Source organism: Parahaliea mediterranea, from assembly GCF_017255185.1.
In the GTDB taxonomy this organism is placed as follows: domain Bacteria; phylum Pseudomonadota; class Gammaproteobacteria; order Pseudomonadales; family Halieaceae; genus JAFKCZ01.
Window position 1 is genome coordinate 154,292 of the sequence record NZ_JAFKCZ010000005.1, and the last position, 24,816, is coordinate 179,107.

The 24,816-nt window shown below is 64.0% G+C and carries 18 protein-coding genes; 11 read left to right on the plus strand and 7 right to left on the minus strand.

Annotation, left to right across the window (positions count from 1 at the left end; genetic code table 11):
• Positions 1 to 8: 8 nt before the first annotated feature.
• Genes JYP50_RS07620 through JYP50_RS07645 form a run of 6 tightly spaced genes read left to right on the plus strand, consistent with a single transcriptional unit; the run spans position 9 to position 5,134 of the window.
• Complete coding sequence (locus JYP50_RS07620; RefSeq protein ID WP_206559902.1) at positions 9 to 1,028, plus strand: amidohydrolase family protein; 1,020 nt, start codon at positions 9 to 11, stop codon at positions 1,026 to 1,028.
• The gene (locus tag JYP50_RS07625; protein WP_206559903.1) at positions 1,025 to 1,939 is read left to right on the plus strand and encodes an amidohydrolase family protein; all 915 of its coding nucleotides are present in this window, start codon (positions 1,025 to 1,027) and stop codon (positions 1,937 to 1,939) included. The genes JYP50_RS07620 and JYP50_RS07625 overlap by 4 nt, the downstream gene beginning before the upstream one ends.
• The gene (gene ligA, locus JYP50_RS07630; protein ID WP_206559904.1) at positions 1,929 to 2,324 is read left to right on the plus strand and encodes a protocatechuate 4,5-dioxygenase subunit alpha; all 396 of its coding nucleotides are present in this window, start codon (positions 1,929 to 1,931) and stop codon (positions 2,322 to 2,324) included. The genes JYP50_RS07625 and ligA overlap by 11 nt, the downstream gene beginning before the upstream one ends.
• On the plus strand, positions 2,317 to 3,156 hold the full coding sequence (locus JYP50_RS07635) for a class III extradiol dioxygenase subunit beta (RefSeq protein ID WP_206559905.1): 840 nt from the start codon (positions 2,317 to 2,319) through the stop codon (positions 3,154 to 3,156). Before ligA ends, JYP50_RS07635 begins: the two co-directional genes overlap by 8 nt.
• Before the next feature lie 12 nt (positions 3,157 to 3,168).
• The gene (locus JYP50_RS07640; RefSeq protein ID WP_206559906.1) at positions 3,169 to 4,119 is read left to right on the plus strand and encodes a Gfo/Idh/MocA family oxidoreductase; all 951 of its coding nucleotides are present in this window, start codon (positions 3,169 to 3,171) and stop codon (positions 4,117 to 4,119) included.
• A gap of 25 nt (positions 4,120 to 4,144) precedes the next feature.
• Positions 4,145 to 5,134: an aldo/keto reductase gene (locus JYP50_RS07645; RefSeq protein ID WP_206559907.1), complete on the plus strand. Its 990-nt coding sequence runs from the start codon at positions 4,145 to 4,147 to the stop codon at positions 5,132 to 5,134.
• On the opposite strand, the gene JYP50_RS07650 is transcribed toward JYP50_RS07645, so the two are convergent.
• Positions 5,131 to 6,045 (minus strand): helix-turn-helix domain-containing protein, encoded by a 915-nt coding sequence (locus JYP50_RS07650; protein WP_206559908.1) that lies wholly within the window; start codon positions 6,043 to 6,045, stop codon positions 5,131 to 5,133. The two genes, JYP50_RS07645 and JYP50_RS07650, sit on opposite strands and share 4 nt — an antisense overlap.
• 146 nt (positions 6,046 to 6,191) lie before the next feature.
• On the opposite strand from JYP50_RS07650, the gene pobA reads away from it, so the two are divergent.
• Positions 6,192 to 7,403, plus strand: coding sequence for a 4-hydroxybenzoate 3-monooxygenase (gene pobA, locus JYP50_RS07655; RefSeq protein WP_347136741.1), 1,212 nt, complete (start codon positions 6,192 to 6,194; stop codon positions 7,401 to 7,403).
• A 174-nt stretch (positions 7,404 to 7,577) separates the two neighbouring features.
• Here the strand turns inward: pobA and JYP50_RS07660 are convergent, their stop codons facing one another.
• The 4 genes from JYP50_RS07660 to JYP50_RS07675 are packed head-to-tail and all read right to left on the minus strand — an operon-like array spanning position 7,578 to position 13,439.
• Positions 7,578 to 10,700 carry an efflux RND transporter permease subunit gene (locus tag JYP50_RS07660; RefSeq protein ID WP_206559909.1) on the minus strand — a complete coding sequence of 1,041 codons (3,123 nt, stop codon included), beginning with the start codon at positions 10,698 to 10,700 and terminating at the stop codon, positions 7,578 to 7,580.
• Positions 10,701 to 10,709: 9 nt separating this feature from the next.
• Positions 10,710 to 11,717, minus strand: coding sequence for an efflux RND transporter periplasmic adaptor subunit (locus JYP50_RS07665; RefSeq protein WP_206559910.1), 1,008 nt, complete (start codon positions 11,715 to 11,717; stop codon positions 10,710 to 10,712).
• A 21-nt stretch (positions 11,718 to 11,738) separates the two neighbouring features.
• Entirely contained in the window at positions 11,739 to 13,031 is a 1,293-nt protein-coding gene (locus JYP50_RS07670) for a TolC family protein (protein WP_206559911.1), read from the minus strand.
• A gap of 60 nt (positions 13,032 to 13,091) precedes the next feature.
• Entirely contained in the window at positions 13,092 to 13,439 is a 348-nt protein-coding gene (locus JYP50_RS07675; protein WP_206559912.1) for a hypothetical protein, read from the minus strand.
• A gap of 239 nt (positions 13,440 to 13,678) precedes the next feature.
• Between JYP50_RS07675 and JYP50_RS07680 the strand changes: the two genes are divergently transcribed.
• The 4 genes from JYP50_RS07680 (at position 13,679) to JYP50_RS07695 (ending at position 21,587) form a co-directional block, all read left to right on the plus strand.
• Complete coding sequence (locus JYP50_RS07680) at positions 13,679 to 17,152, plus strand: AAA family ATPase (protein WP_206559913.1); 3,474 nt, start codon at positions 13,679 to 13,681, stop codon at positions 17,150 to 17,152.
• Between the two features lie 144 nt (positions 17,153 to 17,296).
• Positions 17,297 to 18,844: a B12-binding domain-containing radical SAM protein gene (locus tag JYP50_RS07685; RefSeq protein WP_206559914.1), complete on the plus strand. Its 1,548-nt coding sequence runs from the start codon at positions 17,297 to 17,299 to the stop codon at positions 18,842 to 18,844.
• Positions 18,841 to 19,680 (plus strand): fatty acid desaturase, encoded by an 840-nt coding sequence (locus JYP50_RS07690; protein WP_206559915.1) that lies wholly within the window; start codon positions 18,841 to 18,843, stop codon positions 19,678 to 19,680. The genes JYP50_RS07685 and JYP50_RS07690 overlap by 4 nt, the downstream gene beginning before the upstream one ends.
• Positions 19,677 to 21,587: a patatin-like phospholipase family protein gene (locus JYP50_RS07695; RefSeq protein WP_206559916.1), complete on the plus strand. Its 1,911-nt coding sequence runs from the start codon at positions 19,677 to 19,679 to the stop codon at positions 21,585 to 21,587. Before JYP50_RS07690 ends, JYP50_RS07695 begins: the two co-directional genes overlap by 4 nt.
• 5 nt (positions 21,588 to 21,592) lie before the next feature.
• Here JYP50_RS07695 and nhaA read toward each other — a convergent pair whose 3' ends face one another.
• Both nhaA and JYP50_RS07705 read right to left on the minus strand, forming a co-directional pair.
• Positions 21,593 to 22,930, minus strand: a complete 1,338-nt coding sequence (gene nhaA / locus JYP50_RS07700; RefSeq protein ID WP_206559917.1) for a Na+/H+ antiporter NhaA — start codon at positions 22,928 to 22,930, stop codon at positions 21,593 to 21,595.
• A 246-nt stretch (positions 22,931 to 23,176) separates the two neighbouring features.
• Positions 23,177 to 24,799, minus strand: a complete 1,623-nt coding sequence (locus JYP50_RS07705; protein ID WP_206559918.1) for a tRNA-dihydrouridine synthase — start codon at positions 24,797 to 24,799, stop codon at positions 23,177 to 23,179.
• Between the last annotated feature and the right edge of the window lie 17 nt (positions 24,800 to 24,816).

Consider the following 24,816-nt stretch of genomic DNA (forward strand, 5'->3'; position numbering starts at 1 on the left):
ATGAAGACATGATTATTGATTGCCACGGCCATTACACCACAGCGCCGGAGCCGCACCAGTTGTTCCGGCAGGCGCAGCTTGAGGCCTTTGAACAGGGCCGGGCACTGCCCGGCGCGCCGCAGATCAGCGACGAGCAGATTCGCGAAAGCATCGAACAGAACCAGTTGCGGCTGCTGCGCGAGCGCGGCGCGGATATGACGATCTTCTCACCCCGGGCCTCGGCCATGGCGCACCATGTGGGTGACGAGGCGGTATCGAAGCAATGGACCCGGGCCTGCAACGACCTGATCAAGCGCGTGGTGGACCTCTTCCCGCGGCAGTTCATTGGTGTCTGCCAGCTGCCTCAGTCACCGGGTGTGCCGATTGAAAACTCGGTGGCCGAACTGGAGCGTTGCGTGACCGAGCTGGGTTTCGTGGGCTGTAACCTCAACCCGGACCCGTCCGGTGGTCACTGGACCTCAAAACCATTGACCGATCGCAGCTGGTACCCCCTGTTTGAGAAAATGGTCGAGCTGGACGTGCCGGCGATGATCCACGTGTCCGGTTCCTGCAATCCCAATTTCCACGCCACCGGCGCCCACTACATCAACGCCGACACCACCGCCTTCATGCAGTTCATCCAGGGTGACCTGTTCCGCGACTTCCCGGATCTGCGTTTTATCATTCCCCACGGCGGCGGCGCCGTGCCGTATCACTGGGGGCGCTATCGCGGCCTGGCGGATATGCTGAAACAGCCCCCCCTGGCGGAACACGTGATGAACAATGTGTACTTCGATACCTGTGTCTACCATCAGCCGGGAATCGACCTGCTGTTCAGGGTAATCGACATCGATAACATCCTGTTCGGCTCGGAAATGGTGGGCGCGGTGCGGGGCATCGATCCCGAAACCGGTTACTACTTCGACGACACCAAGCGCTACATCGACGCGCTCAACCTGTCCGTTGAGGACCGCCGCAAGGTGTATGAGGGCAACGCGCGGCGCGTGTACCCGCGCCTGAACGCCGTGCTGGAGGCCAGGGGGCTATGAGTGACTTTAGCGCCGATGCCGACTGGTTGCACTGGCACCAATCACCGACAAAACCGGGCTTCACTCCCCCCGCGGGAGCGGTAGACGCCCATTGCCACGTGTTCGGGCCCGGGCATCGCTTTCCCTTTGCCCCGGAGCGCAAGTATACGCCCTGCGATGCGTCCAAAGAGCAGCTTTGGGCCCTGCGGGATCACCTCGGCTTCTCCCGCAATGTGATTGTGCAGGCGACCTGCCACGGCGCCGATAACCGGGCCCTGACCGACGCGCTGGCGCATTCCGGCGGGCGTGCGCGGGGGGTCGCCACGGTGAAGCCGGATGTGTCTGAAGCGGAGCTGCGGGCGTTGCATGACGCCGGAGTGCGCGGCGTTCGCTTTAACTTTGTGAAGCGGCTGGTGGATGCGCTGCCCTTCGATTCGCTGCAAAGCGTGGCGGAGCGCATCAAGCCCCTGGGCTGGCATATTGTGATTTACTTCGAGGCCCGGGAACTGCCGGAGCTTTACGATTTCTTCACCTCGCTGCCCACCACCGTGGTGGTCGACCACATGGGCCGCCCGGATGTGAGCAAACCGGTGGCGGGGGAGGAGTTCCAGCTGTTTGTGCGCCTGTTGCGCGAACACGGCAATTTCTGGTCCAAGGTGAGCTGCCCGGAGCGGCTGTCGCTGACCGGACCGGCTACCTACGACGACGTGGTGCCCTTTGCCCGCCATGTCGTGGAGAACTTTCCCGAGCGGGTATTGTGGGGCACCGATTGGCCCCACCCCAACATGAAAAGCCACATGCCCGACGATGGCGCGCTGGTCGAGATGATCCCGCGCATCGCGCCGACACCGGAGCTGCAATACAAACTGCTGGTGGAGAACCCGATGGCTCTCTACTGGCCCGAGGAAGGGGAGGCACGGCGTGTCGCTTGACAAGCCCTACCGGGACATTCCCGGCACCACGATATTCGACGCCGATATGGCGCGCCGGGGTTTTGCCCTGAACCAGTTCAGCATGTCGCTGATGAAGGCCGCCAACCGCGAGCGTTTCAAGGCCGATGAGCGCGCCTACCTCGACGAGTGGCCAATGAGCGAAGAGCAGAAGCGGGCGGTACTGGACCGGGATTACAACCGGATGATGGCACTGGGCGGAAACGTGTACTTCCTGGCGAAAATTTTCTCCACCGACGGGCTCAGCTTCCAGCATGCGGCCGCGACAATGACCGGGATGACCCAGGAGGCCTATCGCGACATGATGCTTGCCGGCGGGCGCTCACCCCGGGGAAACCTGTACAGCGAGGACAGCGGCAATGGCTAGAATCAATGCCAGTGTTTACACTTCCCATGTGCCGGCGATCGGGGCGGCGATCGACAACGGCAGGACCGGTGAGGACTACTGGAAGCCGCTGTTTGCCGGCTACGATTATTCAAGGCAGTGGATAGCCGCGCGGAAGCCCGATGTCATCCTGCTGGTCTACAATGACCATGCCTCGGCCTTTGACGCCAATTTCGTGCCGACCTTCGCGATTGCCACGGGGGAGGAATTCCAGCCAGCGGACGAGGGCTGGGGGCCGCGCCCGGTGCCTCCGGTGAAGGGGCACCCGCGATTGGCCTCGCACATCGCCCAGTCCGTTATCCAGGACGATTTCGATCTCACCGTGATCAACAACCTCGATGTCGACCACGGTCTTACGGTGCCCCTGTCGCTGATGTTCGGGCAGCCGGAGGCCTGGCCCTGCCCGGTGATCCCCATTGCGGTCAACGTCGTGCTCTACCCGCCACCCTCGGGCTCGCGCTGCTACGCGCTCGGCAAGGCCCTGCGCCGTGCGGTCGAGTCCTTCGACGAGGACCTCAATGTGCAGATTTGGGGAACCGGGGGCATGAGCCACCAGCTGCAGGGCCCCCGGGCCGGCCTGATCAATGCGGAGTTCGATAACGATTTCCTGGATCAGCTGGTTACCGATCCCGAGGCCTTGTCGCAGAAACCGCATATTGATTATGTGCGCCTGGCCGGTTCCGAGGGCATAGAACTGGTCATGTGGCTGATCGCGCGCGGCGCCATGAATGACCAGGTTGAACAGAAACACCGTTTTTACCACGTGCCCGCCTCGAACACCGCGGTAGGGCACCTGATCCTGGAAAACCACTAGGAGGAATATCAGATGAAAGTACTACTGTCTGGCCCCGGAGCCTTTGGCATCAAGCATCTCGATGGCATCGGCAATATTGACGGGGTGGAGGTGGTTTCGCTGGTGGGGCGCGAGCTGGAAAAAACGCGTGAAGTCGCTGACCGGTACGGCATCGGTCACGTCGCCACCGACCTGGGGCAGGCGCTGGAGCAGACCGCGGCGGAAGCCGTTATCCTGTGTACCCCTACCCAGCAGCACGCCGCGGAAGCCATCCAGTGCCTGCAAGCGGGCAAGCACGTGGAAGTGGAAATTCCCCTGGCCGACAGTTGGGCGGAGGCCGAGGCCGTGCTCGCGACGCAACGGGAAACCGGGCTGGTCTGCATGGTGGGCCACACGCGGCGCTTCAACCCCTCGCATCAGTGGCTTCACAAACGCGTTGTCGCCGGTGAGCTGAATGTCCAGCAGATGGACGTGCAGACCTACTTTTTCCGTCGCAAAAACATCAATGCCAGGGGCGAGCCCAGAAGCTGGACCGACCACCTGCTTTGGCACCACGCCGCCCATACCGTGGACCTGTTCGCCTACCAGGCGGGTTCGCCAATTGTCGAGGCCAATGCCCTGCAGGGGCCGATTCATCCCGAACTTGGCATTGCCATGGATATGTCCATCCAGATGAAGGCCGCTAATGGCGCTATTTGCACCCTGTCGCTGTCATTCAACAACGAGGGGCCCCTGGGTACCTTTTTCCGTTACATCTGTGACAACGGAACCTATATCGCGAGGTATGATGATCTGGTCGATGGCAGCGAGGAGCCGATCGATGTGTCCGGGGTCGATGTGTCCATGAACGGTATCGAGCTGCAGGACCGCGAATTCTTCGCCGCCATCAAAGAGGGACGGGAACCGAACTCCAGCGTGGCCAACGTATTGCCGTGCTACAAGGTACTGAATGACCTCGAGCAGCAGCTTGCGGGTCGGGAGTAGGGTCGGGTAGGAAGGAAAGCTCTGTATGCAACAGCGAAAAATCGGCGAGTCCAACGTTCCGGCCATCGGGCTTGGCTGCATGAACCTGAGCCATGCCTATGGCGAGGCTGCCGACGAGGCCACGGGGACCGCGCTGCTGAATAAAGCCTTTGAACTGGGCGTGCGTCACTTTGACACGGCGGCGCTGTATGGCTTTGGGGCCAACGAAAAACTGGTGGGCAAGGCGATCCGTGACCTGCGGCCGGAGATCTTCCTCGCCAGCAAGTGCGGCATGGCTGGCGTTGACGGCAAACGGGTCATCGATGGCCGGCCGGCGACGCTGGCGCGGACCGTGGAACAGTCTCTTGCCAACCTGCAAACCGATTATATCGACCTCTACTATCTGCATCGCTGGGACAAGGCGGTACCGATCGAAGACAGTGTAGGCGCGCTGTCGCGAATGGTGGAGCAGGGCAAAATCGGAGCCATCGGCCTGTCCGAAGTCTCGGCCGCGACCCTGCGCACGGCCCATGCCGTACACCCGATAGCGGCTGTACAGACCGAGTACTCCCTGTGGACGCGTAATGCCGAGATCGCGGTACTTGAGGCTAGCCGGGAACTGGGGGCCGCCTTTGTGGCCTTCAGTCCCCTGGCCCGGGGTTTCCTGAGCGGAGCCGTAGGCAATGTCGCGCTGCTGGCGGAGAATGACATCCGGCGCAACATGCCGCGCTTCCAGGAACCGAATTTCTCCGCCAACATGCGCCTGTACCAGAAATTCTCCACCCTCGCCGGGCAGGCGGGCTGTACCCCGGGGCAATTGGCGCTGTACTGGCTGTTGCAGCGGGGTGAACATGTCATCCCGATACCGGGAACGCGATCCATCGCGCATCTGCGGGAAAATCTGGCGGCCGCGACCCTGCAAGTGGAGCCCGCGCTGCTGGAAGCCGCCTCCACATTGGTCAATCAGGCAACGGTGCAGGGACCGCGCTACGCAGCCGCCACACAGGCGGAAATTGATACGGAAGAGTTCGCCTAGATCGAGCCGTCCGGTGGCGTTGTCGCCTCGGAGCGCTTGCGGTAGATGCCGGCGGTGATGCCCTCGTGATGCTTGAAGAACCGGGAGAAGTAGGCGTAGTCCTTGAAGCCCAGGGTGTAGGAAATCTCCGCCAGGGGCTGGCGGGTGTACATCAACCTGCGTCTCGCCTCGTTGACCAGGCGTTCGTCAATCAGGCGTTTGGGCGAGCGATTGAGTATCCGGCGGCACAGGCGTCCCAGCGTCGAAGTCGACATATGCAATCGCTCCGCATACTGTGACACCGGCCAGTGGTCGCTGTAGTGTTGTTCCAGAAGCGCGCGAAACCTGCCCAGGACCTCCATGTCATGACGGCCCGAAATACTGCCGAAATGGTGCTGCTGCAACTGTCGGTCCAGGTCCAGCAGGGCCAGGCGCGAAAGCATCGCCAGGGCGAGGTGGCGCTCGGTGTATTGATGCCTGAACTCCGCGCGAATTCGTTCGATAGAATTCAGGAACGAGCGCGAGGTGGGCGCTTCGCTGTCGAACTCGATTAATTGCGGAAACCGGAACAGGTTCCGCCCGGAGCGGGCCGGGCCCTGTCCCAGCTCATCGGACAGCACGGTATCCATAATCGACAACACGAAACCTCTGCTACCGGGCTGGAAGCTGAAGCCGTGAATCGCGCCCATTGGCAGGGTGACGATCCAGCTGCCCCGCAAAGCGTGAGTTGAATCCTGCAATACGATGTCCAGCTCACTGTCGAAAATGCACAGTACCTGGAACAGTCGCGCGTGGCGGTGGGGTTTTATCTTCCAGTCGAGGCCACTACTGCGTGTGGCGATATCCTCGATGTGGACGAACCCAGGATCATTGTCGACGAAGGCATCGCCGTAGAGTCCGTAGAACGGCACGATGGCGCTGTTCTGATTCATAACACCCCTTTGCACATGCCATCCGGCCTCATTGCCGGACGTGGCAAGTATGCACAAAAAGTACAATAGATTGGCGAATTGTTGAATAGTCCGCGGATGTTTTGATGCCCACAATCGACGAATAATTCGAAGCAGAGGGTGTCATCGTGGAAACATTGAATACGCAGGTAGCGATCATCGGCGCGGGCCCATCCGGATTGCTGTTGGGACAGTTGCTGGCGATACAGGGCATAGACTCGGTGATCCTTGAGCGTGTGAGCGGTGACTATGTCCTCGGGCGTATTCGCGCGGGCATCCTCGAACGGGGCCTCGTCGATCTGGTGCGTGAAGCCGGCGTGGCGGAGCGCATGGACCGGGAAGGCGAGGTACACGAGGGCTTCGAAATATCGATTGACGGACAGTGCGCGCACATTGATCTCAGGGCGTTGACCGGCGGCAAAACCGTGCTGTGCTACGGCCAGACCGAGATTACCAGGGATCTGATGCAGGCGCGCAGTAAAGCCGGGCTATCTACCTATTACGAGGCTGCCGATGTGGCGTTGCATGATGTCCAGTCAGAGCGGCCCTGGGTGACCTTCGCGCGCGGCGACAGGCGATACCGTCTTAATTGTGACTACATCGCTGGCTGTGACGGCTTTCACGGTGTGTCGCGCAAGACGATTCCGGAAGACAAGAGAACGGAGTACGAGAAGGTATATCCCTTCGGCTGGCTGGGCTTGCTCAGCGACACGCCGCCAGTTGCGGATGAGTTGATCTACTGTAAGAGTGAGCGTGGCTTTGCACTGGCTAGCAGGCGTTCTGCCACACGCTCGCGCTACTACCTGCAGGTACCGCTGACTGATCGTGTCGAGAACTGGAGCGACGAGGCGTTCTGGCAAGAACTCAAGCGCAGGCTGCCAGCTACCGCGGCGGATAAGCTGGTAACCGGCGCGAGCCTGGAAAAAAGCATTGCGCCCTTGCGTTCGTTTGTCTGCGAACCGATGCAGTACGGCCGCTTGTTCCTGGTAGGTGACGCGGCTCATATCGTACCGCCCACCGGAGCCAAGGGCTTGAATCTCGCGGCCTCCGATGTGGCTGTGCTGTATCAGATACTGACCCGGGTGTATCGCGAGAACGACTCCACCTGCACTTCGAGGTACTCGGAAATTGCATTGCGCAGAGTTTGGCATGGCGAACGCTTTTCCTGGTGGATGTCGAACATGCTGCACGATTTCAATGGCTACGAGATTAGCGGGATGGGTGACAGTTCTTTCGAGCGCTTTATGAATTCGGAGCTCGACTACTACCTGAATTCCGAGGAGGGCCGGAAAGTTATAGCGAACCAGTATGTAGGCCTTCCTTTCCAGTCCCTGGAATAATCCGTTGTGATTCCGTGAAGATGCGGCATGAAAATTGTACTTGATGACGGGATCTCCGTTTATCGCCGATAAACGAAGATCCCTTGTCCGTGGTTTGAGCCGGCGGCGTGGGCTCAATCCATGCAAGCCGTAGAGCCGCCCGATACAAGAAATTGTGGGGCCCGCATCGGGCTCTCACTGCGTTTTGCGTTGTCTCCCGCTTTCGTGAACCCACAGGTAAAGCACCGGCAGCACCACCAGGGTCAGCAGTGTCGATGAAAGGATGCCGCCGATAACCACTGTTGCCAGCGGGCGTTGGACTTCAGCGCCGGTGCCTGTATTCAACGCCATGGGGACAAAACCCAGGCTGGCGACCAGGGCGGTCATCATGACCGGACGCAAGCGGGTAAGGGCGCCCTCGATCACCGCTCGCCGCAGGTCGCCGTGGCCGTGCCAGAGTTCGCGGATGAAGCTGACCATGACCAGGCCATTCAGTACGGCGACGCCGGACAGCGCGATAAATCCGACCCCGGCGGTGACGGACAGTGGCATGTCGCGCAGCCATAAGGCCAGTACGCCGCCGGTCAGGGCGAGGGGCACGCCGGTGAAGATGATCAAGGCATCGCGCAGTGAACCCAGCGCCATGACCAGCAGGCCGATGATGATCGCCAGGGTAACGGGCACCACGATCAGCAGGCGCCGGCTCGCGGATGCCATCTGTTCAAAGGTACCGCCAAAGTCGAGCCAGTAGCCGGGCGGAAGCGTGACAGTGTCGGCGATGCGGCCTTGCGCCTCGGTCACGAAACTGCCCAGGTCCCGTTCGCGGACATTGGCGGTGACCACGACCCGGCGCTTGCCGTTTTCGCGGCTGACCTGTGCGGGAGCGGGTTCGAGTTTCAGCTCGGCGATCTCGCTCAGGGGCACATACTCGCCGCCGGCCAGCGGCACGGGCAGGAAGGCCAGGTTATCGATGTCGCGCCGCACCGCCTCCGGCAGGCGCACCATCAGCCGGAACCGGCGGTCCCCCTCGTAGATCAGCCCGGCTTCCTCGCCGCCGATGCCGGCCGCGACCATGTCCTGGAGGTCGTCGAGGCTCAGGCCGTAGCGGGCCAGGGCCATGCGCTTGGGAATGACCGACAGCATGGGCAGCCCGGCGACCTGTTCGACGCGGGTGTCGGCCGCGCCGGGTACCTCCGCGACCACTGCGAGGATGTCCCCGGCGATGCGGGTGAGGGTGTCGAGATCGTCGCCGAAGACCTTGATGCCGAGATCCGCGCGCACGCCGGAGATGAGTTCGTTGAAACGCATCTGGATCGGTTGGGTGAACTCGTAGTTGTTGCCGGGCAATGCTTGCAGGCGCGCTTCCATGGCCGCGATGAGGTCGGATTTGGGGCGGTCCGGATCGGGCCACTGCGCCCGCGGTTTCAGCATCACAAAGTTGTCCGCCACATTCGGCGGCATGGGGTCCGTCGCTACCTCGGAAGTGCCGATCTTGGCGAACACGTGCTCGACTTCCGGGAAGGCGGCCAACCGCTGCTCGACCAGCTGTTGCATCCGCACCGACTGTTCCAGGCCGGTGCCGGGGATTCGCAGGGCGTGCAGCGCGATATCGCCCTCATCCAATTGCGGAATGAATTCCGACCCCAGTGTGCCGAGTAGCCAGGTACAGAGCAGGACCAGGGCCGACGCGCTACCCAGCACCAGCCAGCGGAAACGCAGCGCCAGGCGAAGCAGGGGGGCGTACAGTGTTTTCGCGGCCGTGACGGCGACGCTCTCGCGTGCTTTCACCTGGCCGCCCATGAATACCGCGACCGCGGCGGGCACCAGCGTCAGCGACAGCAGCATCGCGGCCAGCAGCGCCATGATCACGGTGGCGGCCATCGGGTGGAACATCCTGCCCTCGACCCCGGTCAGGGAGAATATCGGGATGTACACCACGGTGATAATGGCCACGCCAAACAAACTGGGGCGGATCACCTCGGAGGTGCCGGCGAACACGACCTCAAGTCGCTCGCGCAGCTGAAGGCGGTTACCATCCGCTGGTTGCGCCAGCGCCAGGCGGCGGATGCAGTTCTCCACAATGATTACCGCGCCGTCGACGATCAGGCCGAAGTCGAGGGCGCCGAGGCTCATCAGGTTCGCCGATACCCCGGTGCGTACCATGCCGGTAATCGTCGCCAGCATGGACAGGGGAATGACCGCGGCGGTTATCAGTGCGGCGCGGATATTGCCCAGTAGCAGAAATAGCACCACGACGACGAGCAGGGCGCCTTCCAGCAGGTTTTTCTGGACGGTGGCGATGGTCTTGTCGACCAGTGTGGTGCGATCGTAAACCGCTTCCACCAGCACGCCGGTCGGCAGTGAGGCCTTGACCGCCTCCAACTCATGCGCCAGGTTGCGGGCCACGCTGCGGGAGTTCTCGCCCATCAGCATCATCGCCGTGCCGAGTACGGTCTCCTGGCCATTGCGGGTGGCGGCGCCGGTGCGCAGCTCCTTGCCAATGGCGACCTCCGCCACGTCGGCCACGGTGACCGGCACGGTACCGTAACGGCCCACGACGACACTTTCGATGTCGGTTATCGAGCCCAGCTTGCCGGGGGAACGCACCAGCAGTTGCTGGCCGTTGCGTTCGATGTAGCCCGCGCCCTTGTCGTTGTTGTTGGCGCGCAGGGCCGCCAGCACTTCCCGCAGACCGACGCCCAGCTCCAGCATCCGCTTGGGCAGGGGGCGCACGTGATACTGCTTGTCGAAGCCGCCTATGGTGTTGATCTCGACCACGCCAGGTACCTGGGCCAGCCGGGGCTTGATGATCCAGTCCTGTATCTCGCGCAGGTCCATCGCGTTGTAGGGCTCTCCGTCACTGCGCGTGGCGCCCGGCGCCGCGGATACCGTGTAGGAAAAAATCTCGCCCAGCCCGGTGGCGATGGGACCCATTCCCGGTTCCAGGCCGGCCGGCAACCGGCCCTTGATGGTGGCCAGGCGCTCGTCCAGCAGGTTTCTCGCGTGGTAGATGTCGGTGCCGTCCTCGAATACCACGGTCACCTGCGACAGGCCGTAGCGGGACAGCGATCGCGTATGGTCCAGTCCCGGCAAGCCGTACAGGGCGGTTTCCACCGGGAAAGTAACGCGCTGCTCCGCCTCCAGCGGGGAGTAGCCCGGCGCCTGGGTGTTGATCTGTACCTGGACGTTGGTAATGTCCGGCACGGCGTCGATGGGCAGTCGTTGATAGTGCCAGATGCCGGCGCCGATCACGGCGAGCATCAGGCACAGGACCAGGTAGCGCCTCTCGATGGAGGCGCGCAGGATAGTGTTGATCATGTTTGCCTCCTAGTGGTCGTGGGATGCGCCGGACTTGAGCAATTCTGCTTTCAACAGGTAGCTGTTGTCGGCCACGTAGCGCTCCCCCGCGCGCAGGCCGCCGTGCACTTCGGTGAAGCGCCCGTCGGTGCGGCCCGGCTTTACGGCGCGCGCGGTGTAGCGATCACCCTCCTTGACGAAGATCACGATTTGCCCGTCCAGTGTCTGCAGGGCGCGATTTTCAACCACCAGCGACACGTTCACTTTCTCGGCGTCTACCTGGGCGCTGACCATGTCTCCCGGCGCCATGTCGCCGCGGCTGTTTTGCAGCGCAACCCTGGCCAGCACATAGGGCTGCCCCTGCGTGCCCGGGGTCACGCTCGCAATATGGCTGTCGTGAATATGGCCGTTGTGATTGATGTGTACGTTCTGGCCCGGTTGTACTTCGAAGCGAAGACTGGGGAAAATTTTCAACTGGGCCCACAGCGTGTCATTGTTGACCAGGGTGAACAGTGGGATGTCACCGGTGATCTCGCCGATATTCGCCATCCTGTCCTGTACCACGCCGGCGATCGGTGAACGAAGCTCGTAGCTGCGCAGGCTCTCGTTGGATTCGATGGTCGCGAGGACTTGGTCCCTGGCGACCGGGTCGCCCACATTGACCCGGATGTCGCGAATGACGCCGGGGAAGCGGGCGCGAATTTGTACGATCTGGTTCGGCGGGATCGCCAGGCGTCCATACACACTGATATGGCGTTCGATGCTGCCGGGGCCCGCAATGCGGGTTTCCAGGCCGGTTTCCCGCGCGAGTTCAGTGTCCAGGATAATCACCGCGGGTGCGTCCCCGTGGCTTTCCTTATTGCGTGCGTATGCTTCGTTGTGCTTGTCCGGTTCACGGTGCTCGCGATTGGTTTCTAGCGAACCAGGGTGCGTGTGCCCGCCGTTGTCACGGGCGGCCTGGGCCGGGGTGCAAAGCAAGGCCGCCACGAGTGTGACCCACAGGGCGGTGTAGGGGCGGTTGTATGATTTCGTTGTCATGGTCCTGTCTTCCTGCATGGTCTATTCGTCGGCGGAGGGGGGCGGGTTTGCCACGGCAGTGCCGGTGAGCTGTTCCATGAGCGCCAGGTTCAGCAGCGCGTTGCTGGCGGCATCGATAGTGGTGAGACGGGCATCCAGCAGGTCGCGTTGGGCGTCGATCCAGTCCCGGTAGCTGTAGCGGCCGCGTTGATAGGCTTCCCGCGTTTGCTCCAGTGCGCGTTCCAGTGCCGGGAGCACGTCATCGCGCAGCTTCACCGCCGCGGCGCTGCCCTGCCGATAGCCCTGCCAGGCATCGTAGAGCCGGGCGCGCAACTCGAGCAGGTCCGCCTGCTCGCGGTAGTCCACCATCGATCGCGCCGCCATGGCCGCCTGGACTTCCCCCTCGCTGCGGCGCCGTGAGAACAGCGGCGTGCTGATACCGAAAGTCATTGCGGTATCGCCGCTGTCCTCGAAACGGCGCACACCGGCGCTCCAGCCGATATCCTGTCGGGAGCGCGCGCGGGCCAGGTCCAACTCCGCCTGGCGCAGGCGTCGCCGCTCGCCGAAGACGCGGATTGTCGGGCTGCGGCTGACGCGCTCGTAGAGGGGCTCGAAGGGCCCCGGGTCCGTAAATTCGAACAGGTTGCCCCGCAGGCGATCGAAGTCGGCGGCATCCGCGCCCCACAGGGTCGCGAGGGCGAGCTTTTCCGACGCCAGTTCGGCCTCGATCGCGTCCCGCCTGAGTCCGGCCCGGGCCTGTTCGGCACGCGCCCGGAGGACCTCGGCTTCCGGTGCGCCGCCCCGCTCGACCCGCAGGCGCACGAGTTCGTGCGAGGTCGCTGCCAGCGCTTGCGCCTCGGCGGCCACCTCCAGTTTGGCCTGTAGTGCCTGGGTGGTGATAAAGCGCCGCGTCACCTCCCCCAGGAGGTCGAGGGCCTGCGCCTGGCGCCGGGCTTCGGCGAGCGCAAGTCGCGCGTCCGCGACGGCCACGCGGGCTGTCGCCTTGCCGCCCAGTTCGATGACGGAGGACAGTGCGAGGGTCAGTTCGGCGCTCTCGAAGCCGCTTTGCGCGCCGCTGCCGGCGACATTTTCGGCTTCGAGCGACAGCGCGGTTTGCGGGCGCAGCGCGGCGGTTTCCCGCCGCGCCTGCAGTTCGCCGAAGCGCCACTTGAAGACCGCGAGCCGGGGGTTTTGGTCAATGGTTCGCTGGCCCGCCTCGGCCAGGGTGAGCGGGCGGTCCGCGGCCAACGACAGGCCGGGCAGCGCGGCGACACACAGTAGAATGGCGCGCAGGCGCACAGGCGCGCGCCAGCGTGTGCTGGTAACAAATAACATGGTTTGTATCCTGTTCCGGTTAACCCGCGAGGGGCTGAAATACCTGGTTTGCGAACAGGATCAGGCGATAGGCGGCCGGTAGAGGGCCGGAGGGAAGATCCCGGTGTGGTCCGGACGTGGGGAGGGCAGGTAGCTGCCCAGTGGACCCAGGCCTGGACCGAAGGGGCGCCCCGAGGCGATGAGGTGGCTGCAGTGCCCATGGCACTGGCAGCAGTGATCGCAGCCGTCGTCGGTCTCGCCACTTGCCGGTTGCTTTTCACCGGTGCCCGCGTCCAGGCTGGCGTCGGACAGGTCGGCATCGCCAACGGCATGGTGACCCGCGGTGTCGATCGGGGAGGAGCCCTGCAAGCCGGCCTCGACAACCCCCATCAGGTTCTGTGCCAGGAGAATGGCCAGCATGAGCAGCACAGCGCGGACATGATGTGGACGGTTGCAGGTCATGGCTGGCGAGGTATTGAAGGCACCGCTTCACGGACAAAGTCGCGGCCAGGGTAGCACGGGGGGCGGCGCCAGTTCACCCCCCTGTCTCCGCCCTGGACTGTCGGGGTGGGCGTGGGATAGCGGTCCCCAGCGCCGCCAACGTGTTTGTCTGCTACAATTGGCGCGCATAATACAGTCTACGCGTATGCGGGTTGGGGGCGCAGCGAATGGTAGACCCGGACAAGGGCAGCACAGCCGTCTCGCGCTGGCGGCAGGAGTTGCGTAACCACCCGGTGATCCGGGTGGCGGGTGCCTACTGTGTCGTGGCCTGGATCCTGATGCAGGCCGGCGAGATCATCCTGCCCAGTTTCGAGGCGCCGGCGTGGATCATGCAGACCCTGATCGCGGTGCTGGTGGCCGGATTGCCGGTGGTGGTGATCCTCGCCCGCATCACCCGTCTGCCCGCGATAATCGGCCTGGCGGACTCCGTGCCCACGCCTGTCGCCTTCAGTCGCAGCCCGGACCCGGCACAGGAGGCCGGCGATATCCTGCGGCTCAAGTCGGCCAGCCTGGAAATGCCCATGGACCTGTCGGAGTCGCGCCAGGTGACCACCCTGGTCTGCTCGCTGGTGGGCATGCGCGATGGCCTGGAGGACCCGGAAATTCTGCTGGGCTTTTTGGCGGGGATGGAGGCGGACGTGGCCCAGGCCGTATCCCGCTACGAGGGCACCCGCCTGCCCAGCGGGCGCAGTGAAATCGTGGTCGCCTTCGGCTTTCCCATGGCGCACGAGGATGATGCCCGCCGGGCGGCCAAGCTCGCCGTTGAAGTCCTGGAGATGGTTCGCGCCCACGATGTCGCGGACGGACCCGACACCCAAATTACCAGCCGCGTGGGCATGCATACCGCCACCATCATAATCGATGAGGGCGCCACCGACGACGATGTTACCAACCTGCTCGGCGACACCGTCGGCGTCGCCGCCTATCTACAGGCCTTCGCGCCGGACGGTGGAGTGGCCCTCAGCGCCGACAGCCGTTTCCTGCTGCGCTCCTCTTTCATACTGGAGGAAGCCGGGCGCCAGACGCATCCGCGACTGGGCCGCGATGTGCCCGTCTACCAGCTGGGGCGTGAACTGTCGGGCGAGTTGGCCAGCGTGATGGTGGAGCGGTCGGAGGTGATCGGTCGCGAACACGAGCGGTCGCTGTTGCTGCAGCAGTGGCACACAGTGCTGGAAGGCGAGTCCGAGTACGTGCTGATCAAGGGCGAGCCGGGCATGGGCAAGTCCAGCCTGTTGTACGATACCGTGACCAGGCTGGTGACCGAGGGCAGTGCGCAGTTGATCCTGCTGACCTGTGAGCCCTATCACCGCGATACGCCGTTTCGTCCGCTGATTCACTTCTTCGAGCGCACGGTGTTCGAGGGCAAGCGGTTGACGCCAGCCGAGCGGCTTGAAAAGTTGCGGGCTTTTGTCGGGCCTGTCGTGGGAGAGGGGGACAGCGAAGCCGTGCCGCTGCTTGCCGCGTTGTTGTCTTGTCATCCCGACGAGTTGACGCAGTCGCAGGCCGGGGCCAGCAGCAGGCAGGTGCGGGAAAAAACCCTGGCGTTGCTGGTGTCGCTGATGGAGCGCTTTTCCGCGCGCAAGCCCCTGGTGCTGGCGGTGGAGGACCTGCACTGGGCGGATCCATCCACACGGGACCTGATCGAAAGCCTGCTCGCCACCGACCCTTCCACGCCAATTTTTGGCCTTTTTACCGCCCGACCGGAATACGAACCGGCATGGGTCAACCTGCCCGACGTCATCGAAATCAACCTGAACAAACTGTCCAACCGGGTTGCCGGGGAGCTGGTTCGTCGACAGGCCGGCGAGGACGAGCTGTCCCCGCGGCTGGTACAGCAAATCGTCGATAACGCTGGGGGTATTCCGCTCTATATAGAGCAGCTGACGCGGTCGTTGTTGGAGAGCCGGGAGCGTCGGGCCGGGCAGGGCACTGAGGACGAACTGGCAATACCGCCCAGCCTCAAGGCCTCGCTGGTGGCGCGCATAGACCACCTGGGCGCCTCCAAGCCGCTGTTGCAGTTGTGCTCGGTTATCGGCTTTGAGTTTTCCTATGAGCTGTTGCATGCCGTGTGTGATGCCAGCGACGAGAAACTACTGCGCAAGGTGCTCGGCACTATTGTCAACGCGGGCCTGATCTACCAGAAAGGGGCTTACCCGGACGCGACCTTCAAGTTCAAGCACCGCCTGATCATGGAGGTCGCCAGCCAGTCACTGTTGCGCCGAACACGGCAACAATTGCACCGGGTGATCGCCGAGAAGCTGGAATCGGACTTCCCGGACAAGTGCCGCACCCGCCCCAACCAGGTGGCACACCATTTCAGTCGCGCCGGGGATGCCGGCAAGGCGATATCCTACTGGGTACAGGCGGCGCAATTGTCGCAGTCCAAGTTCGCCAACGAGGAGGCGCTGGCGCAGGTGCAGCGCGGTCTGGCCGCGCTCAAGGACGTCGCCGACCAGGAGCGGCGCGACCAGTTTGAACTTACCCTGCAAAACCTGCTGGGCATGATTCAGCTCTCCAGCCAGGGGTACACCAACACGGAAGTTCGGGTGGCTTTTGAGCGGGCGCTTGAGCTCAGCGACAAGGTGGAGCAGACCCCCGAGCTGTATCGGATGGAAGTGGGCTTGTGGATGTATTACTTGATCCGCGGCGAATACGACCGGGCGATGGAGCTGTCGGACCAGCTGCTGCAACTCGCCGAACGGATCGACGAGGCGCCGGAGCGGCTGCAAGCGAACTACTGCGCCGGTTACTCCCATTATTTCAAGGGCGAGATCCCGGTTACGCTGGGGTACTTCGAGACCGCCCTGTCCTATCAATCGGAGGATGGCGACTTCACGCGCCAGACACCGAGCCGCGACGACAGTCGTATTCATCTCAACTGCCTGCATGCGCTCGCCTTGTGGCACAGTGGCAATCCCGTCGCCGCGGACACGGCCATGGCCGGGGCCCTCGACCTGGCCCGTCGCCTTGGCCACCCCTATGGGCTCGCCTGGTCGCTGTTTTTCGCCACATTGCTGGCGCATATGCGCGGCCGGCTGGAAGACGCCGCCGGGCATGCCGGCGAGATGGTGGAGATTTGCCGGTCGAAGGGGTTTGGCTTTTTTATTCCACTGGGCAAGTTCTTCCTGGCCAGCGCTATCGAGGATGACGGCGAACGCCTGGCGGCGCTGCTGGCCACGCATGAAGTGACCATGGCGACCGGTGCCCGTGCGCACAGCGCCTACCTTCGCGCGGTCATCATCCGCGAGTTGATCGCCTGTGGAGAGCTGCGCCGCGCCAGGGAGCTCGCCAGTGAAAACGAGGCCTATATCCGCGCCCGGCAGGAGTGGATTTACAGCAGCGAGAACCAGCGCCTGCTCGCCCTTCTCTGTCGCGAACTGGACGATAACGCGGAGGCCTGTACGCGCCTGCTCGAGGAGGCCATCGCCCAGGCGCGTGAAGTGAACAACCTGCCCTTTGCCTTGCGCTGTGCGCTCACCCTGCACGAACAGGCGGGCTGCGAGGCGCGCGCCGCGGCGCTGGTTGCCGAGTTGGTGGCCAGCTATGCCAGTGCCGATGACTGCGGGGACTACCGCCGGGCCCAGGGTATTGTGGTCCATATGGGAGAGGGGGGGCTGTCCGCCGAGGGCGTTTCGGGATAAGCTCTGGTGGAGGTTCAGGCCGGTCGTAATGGATGATGGCGACCTGCACCACTGACAGTGGCTGATATTTGGCGGGGCCGCCAATGGTGGGGCCCCCAATGGCGGGTCGTTTACCCGCTCTGCAATGTAAGGGATTACCAGCACATGCCGCAGCGAAAAAAAATACTGATCGTCAATTGTTTCTTTCCCGACGAACGCATGGCCATCAAGCGTTCCAACCAGGTGCCCAACGCGGTGGCGCCGGCCCTGTTGGCGGGCTACTTCAATGCCGACACCTGCGATATCCGCCTGTACAACGAGGTGAACAGCGGCTTTCTCGAGGTGTTCGCTCCCGAACTGCTCAAGTGGCCGGACCTGCTGGTACTGACCGGCCTCACCGCGGCCTTCGATCGCCTGCTCCATCTCACCGCCTACGCCCGCAGTTGCAACCCGCGGGTGGTGGTGGCCGCCGGTGGCCACGGCGTGCGCGCGCTGCCGACCTATTCGCGGCAGTTTTTCGATTACACCTGCCTGGGCGACGTCGATGAGATCGCCGACGTGGCGCGGGAAACCCTGGGCCCCGCCTATGTGGCGGAGGCCTTCAACCCGCGCTATGACCTGGCCTACTGGATCAATCGCCTGGGTTACGCCGAGTCGTCACGCAACTGCAACTTCCAGTGCGGTTTTTGCAGCCTGACGGGGGTGGGGCGGCGCTACGAAGTGCCGCCCATGGACTACCTCGACGCGCAGATGGAGAACATGGGCAAGCGCCCGATCTTCTTCTTCCAGGACAACCAGATCATGGGCTCGGGGCCGGAAAGTTTCCGCGAGCGCATCATGCGCTTCCAGGCCCGCCGGGAGACCGGCCAGTTCAAGTACTGGAGCGGCTTCGTCACCGACACCTTCTTCTGGGATCAGGAGAATATCGATTTCGCCCGGGAAACGGGCTGCATTTCGGTGTTTGTCGGCGTGGAGTCCTTCGACGACTCCCAGTGGCTGGGCGAGCAGAACAAGAAGCAGAACAGCCGCTACAGCCAGACAGAGCTGCTGCGCCGGGCCTGCGATGGCGGCGTGCTGGTTCAGTACGGCCTGGTCTACGACCCCACGCGTCACAGCCTGGCGCAGATGAATCGCGAACTGGAAATCATCTGCGACAATCCCGAAATACCGCCCCCCAATTTCATATTCACCGCGATCCCCTTCCCCGGCACGCCCTTTTTCCGCGACTGCCTGGAGCAGGGCCTGTTGCTTCCCAATACCCATATGCGGCACATGGAGGGCTCCACCCTGAGCCTGGCGCCGATGGACGAGCGCGACGCGGTGGTCGACTTTATCCGTGGAGGGAGGCGATTCGCGGGCTATCGCGGCCGCTTCCTGCGGCATCAGGCGCGCTTTCTGCGCCGTTACCGGCATTCCCTCAACCGCGACCAGATGCTGCTGTCGAGCCTGGCCACCGCGGCCATCATGGCGCCCACCGCGGTGTTGGGGCCGGGGGCGGCGTTGCGGCGGAAGGTGAAGCGCACCCACGTTTCCAGCACCGAGGTGCTGGACGGCGTTTACAGTCCGCGGTTGCCGGTGGCGGAGCGCTATCGCCACTATTTCAACCCCACCAACCTGGTGGACTGGGGCGGCGAAGTGAATCCCGCGGTGGCCGACGACGTGCTGCCGCCGGTGCGGCGACAGCAGACCGCGGAAGTGGTGCAGCTGCGGTGAGCCGCGGCCGCAAGGCATATCGCGCCGGGGGCATCGCCGCGTTGCATCTGCTGGTGTTCATTGCCCTGTGGCGCGGCACCACGGCGGCGGACTGGCGGGCCTTTGCGATGGTTTACCCCCTCGCCGCCATCGGCGTGGGGGTGGCCATGCACCGCTACTTTGCCCATCGTGCGTTTGGCACCAGCCGCGTGTTCCAGTTCGCGCTGGCGTTGATGGCGGCCCTGTCCTTTGGCAATGCGGTGCATTTTGCCGGCAAGCACCGGCTGCACCATCGGCATTCGGATGGCGAGGGGGACGTGCACGCGCCCCGCCAGGGTTGGTGGCAATGCTGGTTCGGCAGCCTGATTGACTGCGGTTACAGCGACACCCGCATTCGCCACGAGGCGCGGCGCTGGCTGGCCTACCCCGAGCTGGACTGGCTCTACCGCCACGGCGCGCTGCCGGCGCTACTGGTCTGCGCGATACTCTTCGCCATCGGCGGCTTTGGCATGATGGTCATCGGCGGTTGCCTGCCCGGCGTGTTGCTGTTGCACCAGAGCTCCGCGGTCAATTATTTCTGCCACTGCCGGGGCCGTCGCGCCTTCGCCACGCGGGATGATTCCCGCAATAACGCGGTGGTGGCGCTGCTTACCTATGGCGAGGGCTGGCACAACAACCACCATCGCTTTCCCCGCTCGGCGCGGGCTGGCCTGCGCTGGTGGGAGATCGACATGTTCTACTGGGTCATTTGCCTGTTCGAAGCGCTGGGATTGGTATGGGAGGTGCAGCGCATCGATGACCGCCGCCTGCTGGCGGCCGGTTCGGCCTGGAAACCACAACAGGGAGCTCAACCATGACGGCGCACACCCATCAGCACACACACTCCGATTCTGGCGGCGCGTGTTGCGAAGACCCCAACGACGAGAGCCTGCTGTCGCACATCGCCCTGTCGCTATCGGGTGGCGGCCTGCGCGCCACGGGATTCCACCTCGGTGTGCTGGATATGCTGGATCGCGCCGGGTTGCTGCAAAACGTCCACATCCTCTCCTCGGTGTCCGGCGGCAGCCTGACAGGCACCAGCTACGCGCTGTGCCAACAGGAGGGCAAGGGTTTCCAGGACTGCTTTGACAACCTCTACGAGTTCCTGCCGGGCTTGAATACCATGGAGGAAATCCTGAGTCGGGTGAATGCCGGTGCCGCGCTGTTTCCCTCGGGCCGTCGCGACCTGATTACGGCCATGGCGAACGTCCTGCACGAGGCCTATTTCAGCCGCTTTTACAGTTCCCATAGCTTCGGCCAGTTTTGGGACCAGGTTGACTCCCACCTGTCGGAGATCATGTTCAACGCCACCGAGTTCAAGACCGGCACTGCCTTTCGTTTCCAGAAAAGCCAGTTCCGCTGCCTGATCGGCAACGGCCATGTGCACGTGACCGAGGAGCATGCGAGGGCGATGCGCATGGCGGATGTCATGGCCGCTTCGGCCTGTATTCCGGCGGGTATGGAGCCGCTTTTCTTCCCGGAGGATTTTCACTGGCCCGACGACGACAAGCCCGGGCGGCCCTTTTGCACCCAGGTGGCGGATTACATTGAGCAGCAGACCGGCGAGCGCAGTGTCGCGCTGATGGACGGCGGCGTCTACGACAACCAGGGTGTTACCAGCATCCTGTTGGCCATGTTGCGCCGCGATCGGGCCCGCCACCGCGCGCAGGCCTGCGTGGAGCGCGACGAGGGCGCGGACCTGGAGCCGGCAACCGTGGAGGAATGGCAGGGTTGGCTGCGCCGCTTTGCCCGCGCCAGCAGCAGTCAATCCACCGAGGTGGACGAGGACAACGGCGTCGACCTGAGCCACCTGCGCCTGTTCGTCATTTCCGATACGCCGGTGCGCAGCGATACTTTCTATCCGTCGAAGCCACTGCCCTCACCGGACAGCAAGCCGGGTTTCTTCGCCAACCGCACCCTCGGCTGGTACGACGCCTTTGCCTGGGTGCTTACGATACTGATGGTGTTGAGCGCCGGCGATAACCTGGTGGAGCTGTGGCAGAACTGGGAGCGGGGCGGCTGGGGAACCATCCACGACGCCCTGTCCTTTGCGGTGCCCGCCTTTGTGTGCCTGAGCCTGGCCTCGCTGATGATCTGGGTGCGCTTGCAGATCGTGCGCCTGAACCGGGAAATGGCGTCGGTGATGCCGGCCTTCAAGCGCCGGCCCTGGCACTACCTGAAAAAAGTTCGCCTGGGAGAGGCCGCGCGGATGGTGAATTTGCGGGTGGGTTCGACCATGGCGCTCACCGCGAAGATTTTCATGAATCGTATCCGCCAGCTCGGTTATAGCACGGTGTATTCCTCCACCCTGGATGAGCACTCCCTGCCCAGCCGCATCATGACCAACGAGATTTTCACCCTGCTCGATACCCACAAGCTGGACCCGGGCATTCCGGCGCCTACCGACGAGATGCGGCAGATCGTCGATCTTGCGGGCAACACCCGCACCGCCCTGTGGCTAAACCCCTCGGTGAACTACCGCGGGCACGGCGAGATGGACGTTCTGGTCAGCGCCGGGCAGATGACCACCTGCTACAACCTGCTGCGCCATCTGCGCCGCCGCTATGGCGACGACGCCGGCAATATCCCCGCGGGCAGCCGCGCGGATCAGTTGTACCGCACTATCCTGGCCCTGTGGGACCGGCTGCGGGAAGACCCGATGTGCCTGGTGGAGGCGCGCAAGGCCAGCGGTCGCCTGGGCGCCGACGGCGCGGCGGCGGCCTAGGCGCGCTAGCGCCCCAGGTGCCGCAGCAGGAAGTAGCCCCCGAGTCCGGCCAGCAGCGAGGCCAGCAGGATGCCGGTCTTGGCCATCAACAAGTCCTCGGGGCGGCCCGCGAAGCCCAGGTCGGCGATAAAGATCGACATGGTAAAGCCGATGCCCGCCAGCAGGCCCACGCCGATGATGTGTCCCATGCGCAGGTCGCGGGGTAGCTCCGCCCAGCCCAGCTTGACCGCCAGCCAGGTGAAGCCGGCGATCCCCAGGGGCTTGCCCAGCAGCAGCCCGCAGATCACGCCGAGGGTAATGCTGTTGTCCAGGTAGCGGCCGAAACCGGCGAAGTCGATGGGAATGCCGGCATTGGCCAGGGCGAAGACCGGGATGATCAGGTAGGCCACCGGCAGGTGCAGGGTGTGCTCCGCCCGCTGGGCCGGAGCCTGTACCAGGTGCACGCCGTCCTCCAGGGAGGTCACCAGGGCGCGAAAGCGGTTGTTGTGGATGATATCCGGGTTGTCCCACACCGCCTTGCGCATTTTGCGCGAGGCGTCTTCCACCCGGTCGATGAAGGTCTCCGGGTGGAATTTGGGACGGATCGGCACGCAGAAGGCGATGATCACACCGGCGATGGTGGCGTGAATGCCGCTGGCCAGCATCGCCGTCCACAGCAGCGTGCCCACCGCGGCGTAGGGCAACATGCGGCGCACGCCCACCGCGTTCAGGCACACCAGGGCGGCGGTGCAGATCGCCACGTACAGCAGCGTCACCAGGTCGAGATTGCTGGAATAAAACAGGGCGATAACCGCCACCGCGCCCAGGTCGTCGACAATGGCCAGGGCGATGAGGAAGGTCACCAGCGATTTGGGTACGCGCGCCCCGAGCAGGCTCAGGGCGCCGACCGCGAAGGCGATGTCCGTGGCCATGGGGATGCCCCATCCGGCGGCCGCGGGCCCGGAGGGATTGAGAGCGTAGTAGCCCAGCGCGGGAAACACCATGCCGCCCACCGCGGCGGCGATCGGCAGCAGCGCCTGGCGCGGCGATGACAGTTCGCCCACCAGCAGCTCGCGCTTGAGTTCCAGGCCCATCACCAGGAAGAAAAAAGCCATCAGCAGCTCGTTGATCCAGTGATGGATGGACAGCGAGAAGGCGCCGCCACCAAAGCCGAGGCTGACCGGTGTGTGCAGGAAGTGCTCGTAGCTCTCGCGCAGCGGGCTGTTGGCGATGACCAGGGCGATCACCGCGCAAGCCATCAGCAGTATGCCGCTGGTGGTCTGGCGGTGGATGAACTCTTCCAGCGGCGTCAGCAGCCGGTCGAAAGCGCGTTCCCAGGGGGCGTGGTGGATACCGTTGGCCATGGTCGGAGATCTATTTCGGAAGGGTCGCCTAGGATAACAGCGCTACCCCTGTGGGGCGCAATGTATTGCGCCCTGGTCGAATGAATTCGACCCTACAGGGGGGGAGGGGATTCTGTGGGGCGCAATGTATTGCGCCCTGGTCGAATGAATTCGACCCTACAGGAGGGGTATCCCTGTAGGGCGGAATTCATTCCGCCCGTGCGGTGGTCGAATGAATGACCCGAAAAGAGGGGCCGGCTCTCGATCCTACAGGGCCGCGCCGAGGAAGGGGCCGTCCACGCACAGGCGGCGCCCGTCGGGGGCCGCGCAGGCGCCGCAGATGCCCACGCCGCACTTGGTGAGGTAGTCGATGGAGTTGAAGATCTGCTCCTCGCCGCAGAATTCCCGCTGTACCGCGTCCGCCGCGCGCACCATCGGCGCCGGGCCGCAGTTGTAGAACACCAGCTTGTCCAGCTCCTCGCGGGACAGGCCTTGCAGGTGCTCGCGCAGCAGCTCGGTGACCACGCCGTGGTAGCCGGCGCTGCCGTCGTCGGTGGCCACGTGCACCTCGGCGATCCGGCGGCACTCGTCCACAAAGTACAGGCGCTCGGCGCTGCGGGCGCCGGCGAACACGTGGGCGTTGCCGAAATCCCGGGCGATCTGGTAGACCGCCGCCAGGCCGGTGCCGCCGGCCACGGCCATGATGGTGGCGTCCTCCGCCGGCGCCACCGGAATGCCGTGGGGGCCGCGCACGTAGGCCTCGGTGCCCGGGGCCAGGTCCATCAGCGCGTGGGTGAACTGGCCCACGTCGATCACCACCAGGGAGAAGGGGTCGTCGGTCAGGGCGGAGAAGGGCTTCTCGCCGAGGCCGGGAATCCACAGGAAGATGAATTCGCCGGCCTGTACGTTGACCTTGCGGTCGAAGGTGAGGATGCAGATGTCCTCGCACACGCGCTCGTTGCCAACCAGGGTCAGCGGGCGGAAGCGCATGTCGACATCGTACTGGACCAGGCCCTCGGCGCGGTCGCGACCGCTGTCGAGGTCGGCGGCGAGGGTGCGGAAGTAGTCGGCGATCTCGTCGGTGGTCAAGCCGATCAGCGCCGAACCCACACCCACCACGGCCGCGCCGGCGTCGAAGAAGGCGCGCACATCGTCGGCGCTGCTCGCGCCGCCGCAGCCGATGATCGGCAGCCCGGTGGCCGCGGCCACCTCGCGCACGCACTTCAGGGCGATGGGCAGCACGCCCTTGCCCGACATGCCGCCGGCGCCGTTGCTGAGCACCGGGTGACCGTGGGCCGAGGTGTAGCCGGGGCCGACGGTGTTGATGGCGCAGAAGCCGTCGGCGCCGCCCGCGGCCGCCGCACTGGCGATCTCGCCGATGTTGGGGGCGTTGGGAGTCAGCTTGGGGATCACCGGGATATCCACCACCGCCTTCACCGCGGCGGTGATTTCACGCACCATCTCCGGGTCCTGTCCCATGGCCATGCCGTAGCCCTTGGCGTGGGGGCAGGACAGGTTGAGTTCCAGGCCGTCCGAGACCGGGGCGAGGATTTTGGCCACTTCGACGAACTCCTCCACGCTGCCGCCGAAGATGGAGGTCAGCAGGAAGCGGTCCTTTGGCACCCGCAGCTGCGCCATCAGCTCGGCGGATTTGTGCGCCCCGGGGTTGGTCAGGCCCACGGCGTTGACGAAGCAGCCCGGGGCGTACTGGCTCAACACCGGTTCGCGGTAACCCAGGCGGGGCTCCAGGCCGATGCTCTTGGTGGTGACCACGCCCACTTCGGGCATGTGGTCGAACACATACTGGATGATGGGGACCGCGGTGGTCACGATGCCCGAGGGCACGGTGAAGGGTCCGGACAGGGTCTTGCCGAAGAATTCGATAGTCAAAGTGCTGCTCGGGCTCA

What these genes read in the sequence shown, in the direction of transcription:
- JYP50_RS07620 (WP_206559902.1), top strand. Translation starts at nt 9, where the DNA reads ATGATTATTGATTGCCACGGCCATTACACCACAGCGCCGGAGCCGCAC.
- JYP50_RS07625 (WP_206559903.1), top strand. Translation starts at nt 1,025, where the DNA reads ATGAGTGACTTTAGCGCCGATGCCGACTGGTTGCACTGGCACCAATCA.
- JYP50_RS07635 (WP_206559905.1), top strand. Translation starts at nt 2,317, where the DNA reads ATGGCTAGAATCAATGCCAGTGTTTACACTTCCCATGTGCCGGCGATC.
- JYP50_RS07640 (WP_206559906.1), top strand. Translation starts at nt 3,169, where the DNA reads ATGAAAGTACTACTGTCTGGCCCCGGAGCCTTTGGCATCAAGCATCTC.
- JYP50_RS07645 (WP_206559907.1), top strand. Translation starts at nt 4,145, where the DNA reads ATGCAACAGCGAAAAATCGGCGAGTCCAACGTTCCGGCCATCGGGCTT.
- JYP50_RS07650 (WP_206559908.1), bottom strand. Translation starts at nt 6,045, where the DNA reads ATGAATCAGAACAGCGCCATCGTGCCGTTCTACGGACTCTACGGCGAT.
- JYP50_RS07660 (WP_206559909.1), bottom strand. Translation starts at nt 10,700, where the DNA reads ATGATCAACACTATCCTGCGCGCCTCCATCGAGAGGCGCTACCTGGTC.
- JYP50_RS07665 (WP_206559910.1), bottom strand. Translation starts at nt 11,717, where the DNA reads ATGACAACGAAATCATACAACCGCCCCTACACCGCCCTGTGGGTCACA.
- JYP50_RS07670 (WP_206559911.1), bottom strand. Translation starts at nt 13,031, where the DNA reads ATGTTATTTGTTACCAGCACACGCTGGCGCGCGCCTGTGCGCCTGCGC.
- JYP50_RS07680 (WP_206559913.1), top strand. Translation starts at nt 13,679, where the DNA reads ATGGTAGACCCGGACAAGGGCAGCACAGCCGTCTCGCGCTGGCGGCAG.
- JYP50_RS07685 (WP_206559914.1), top strand. Translation starts at nt 17,297, where the DNA reads ATGCCGCAGCGAAAAAAAATACTGATCGTCAATTGTTTCTTTCCCGAC.
- JYP50_RS07695 (WP_206559916.1), top strand. Translation starts at nt 19,677, where the DNA reads ATGACGGCGCACACCCATCAGCACACACACTCCGATTCTGGCGGCGCG.
- nhaA (WP_206559917.1), bottom strand. Translation starts at nt 22,930, where the DNA reads ATGGCCAACGGTATCCACCACGCCCCCTGGGAACGCGCTTTCGACCGG.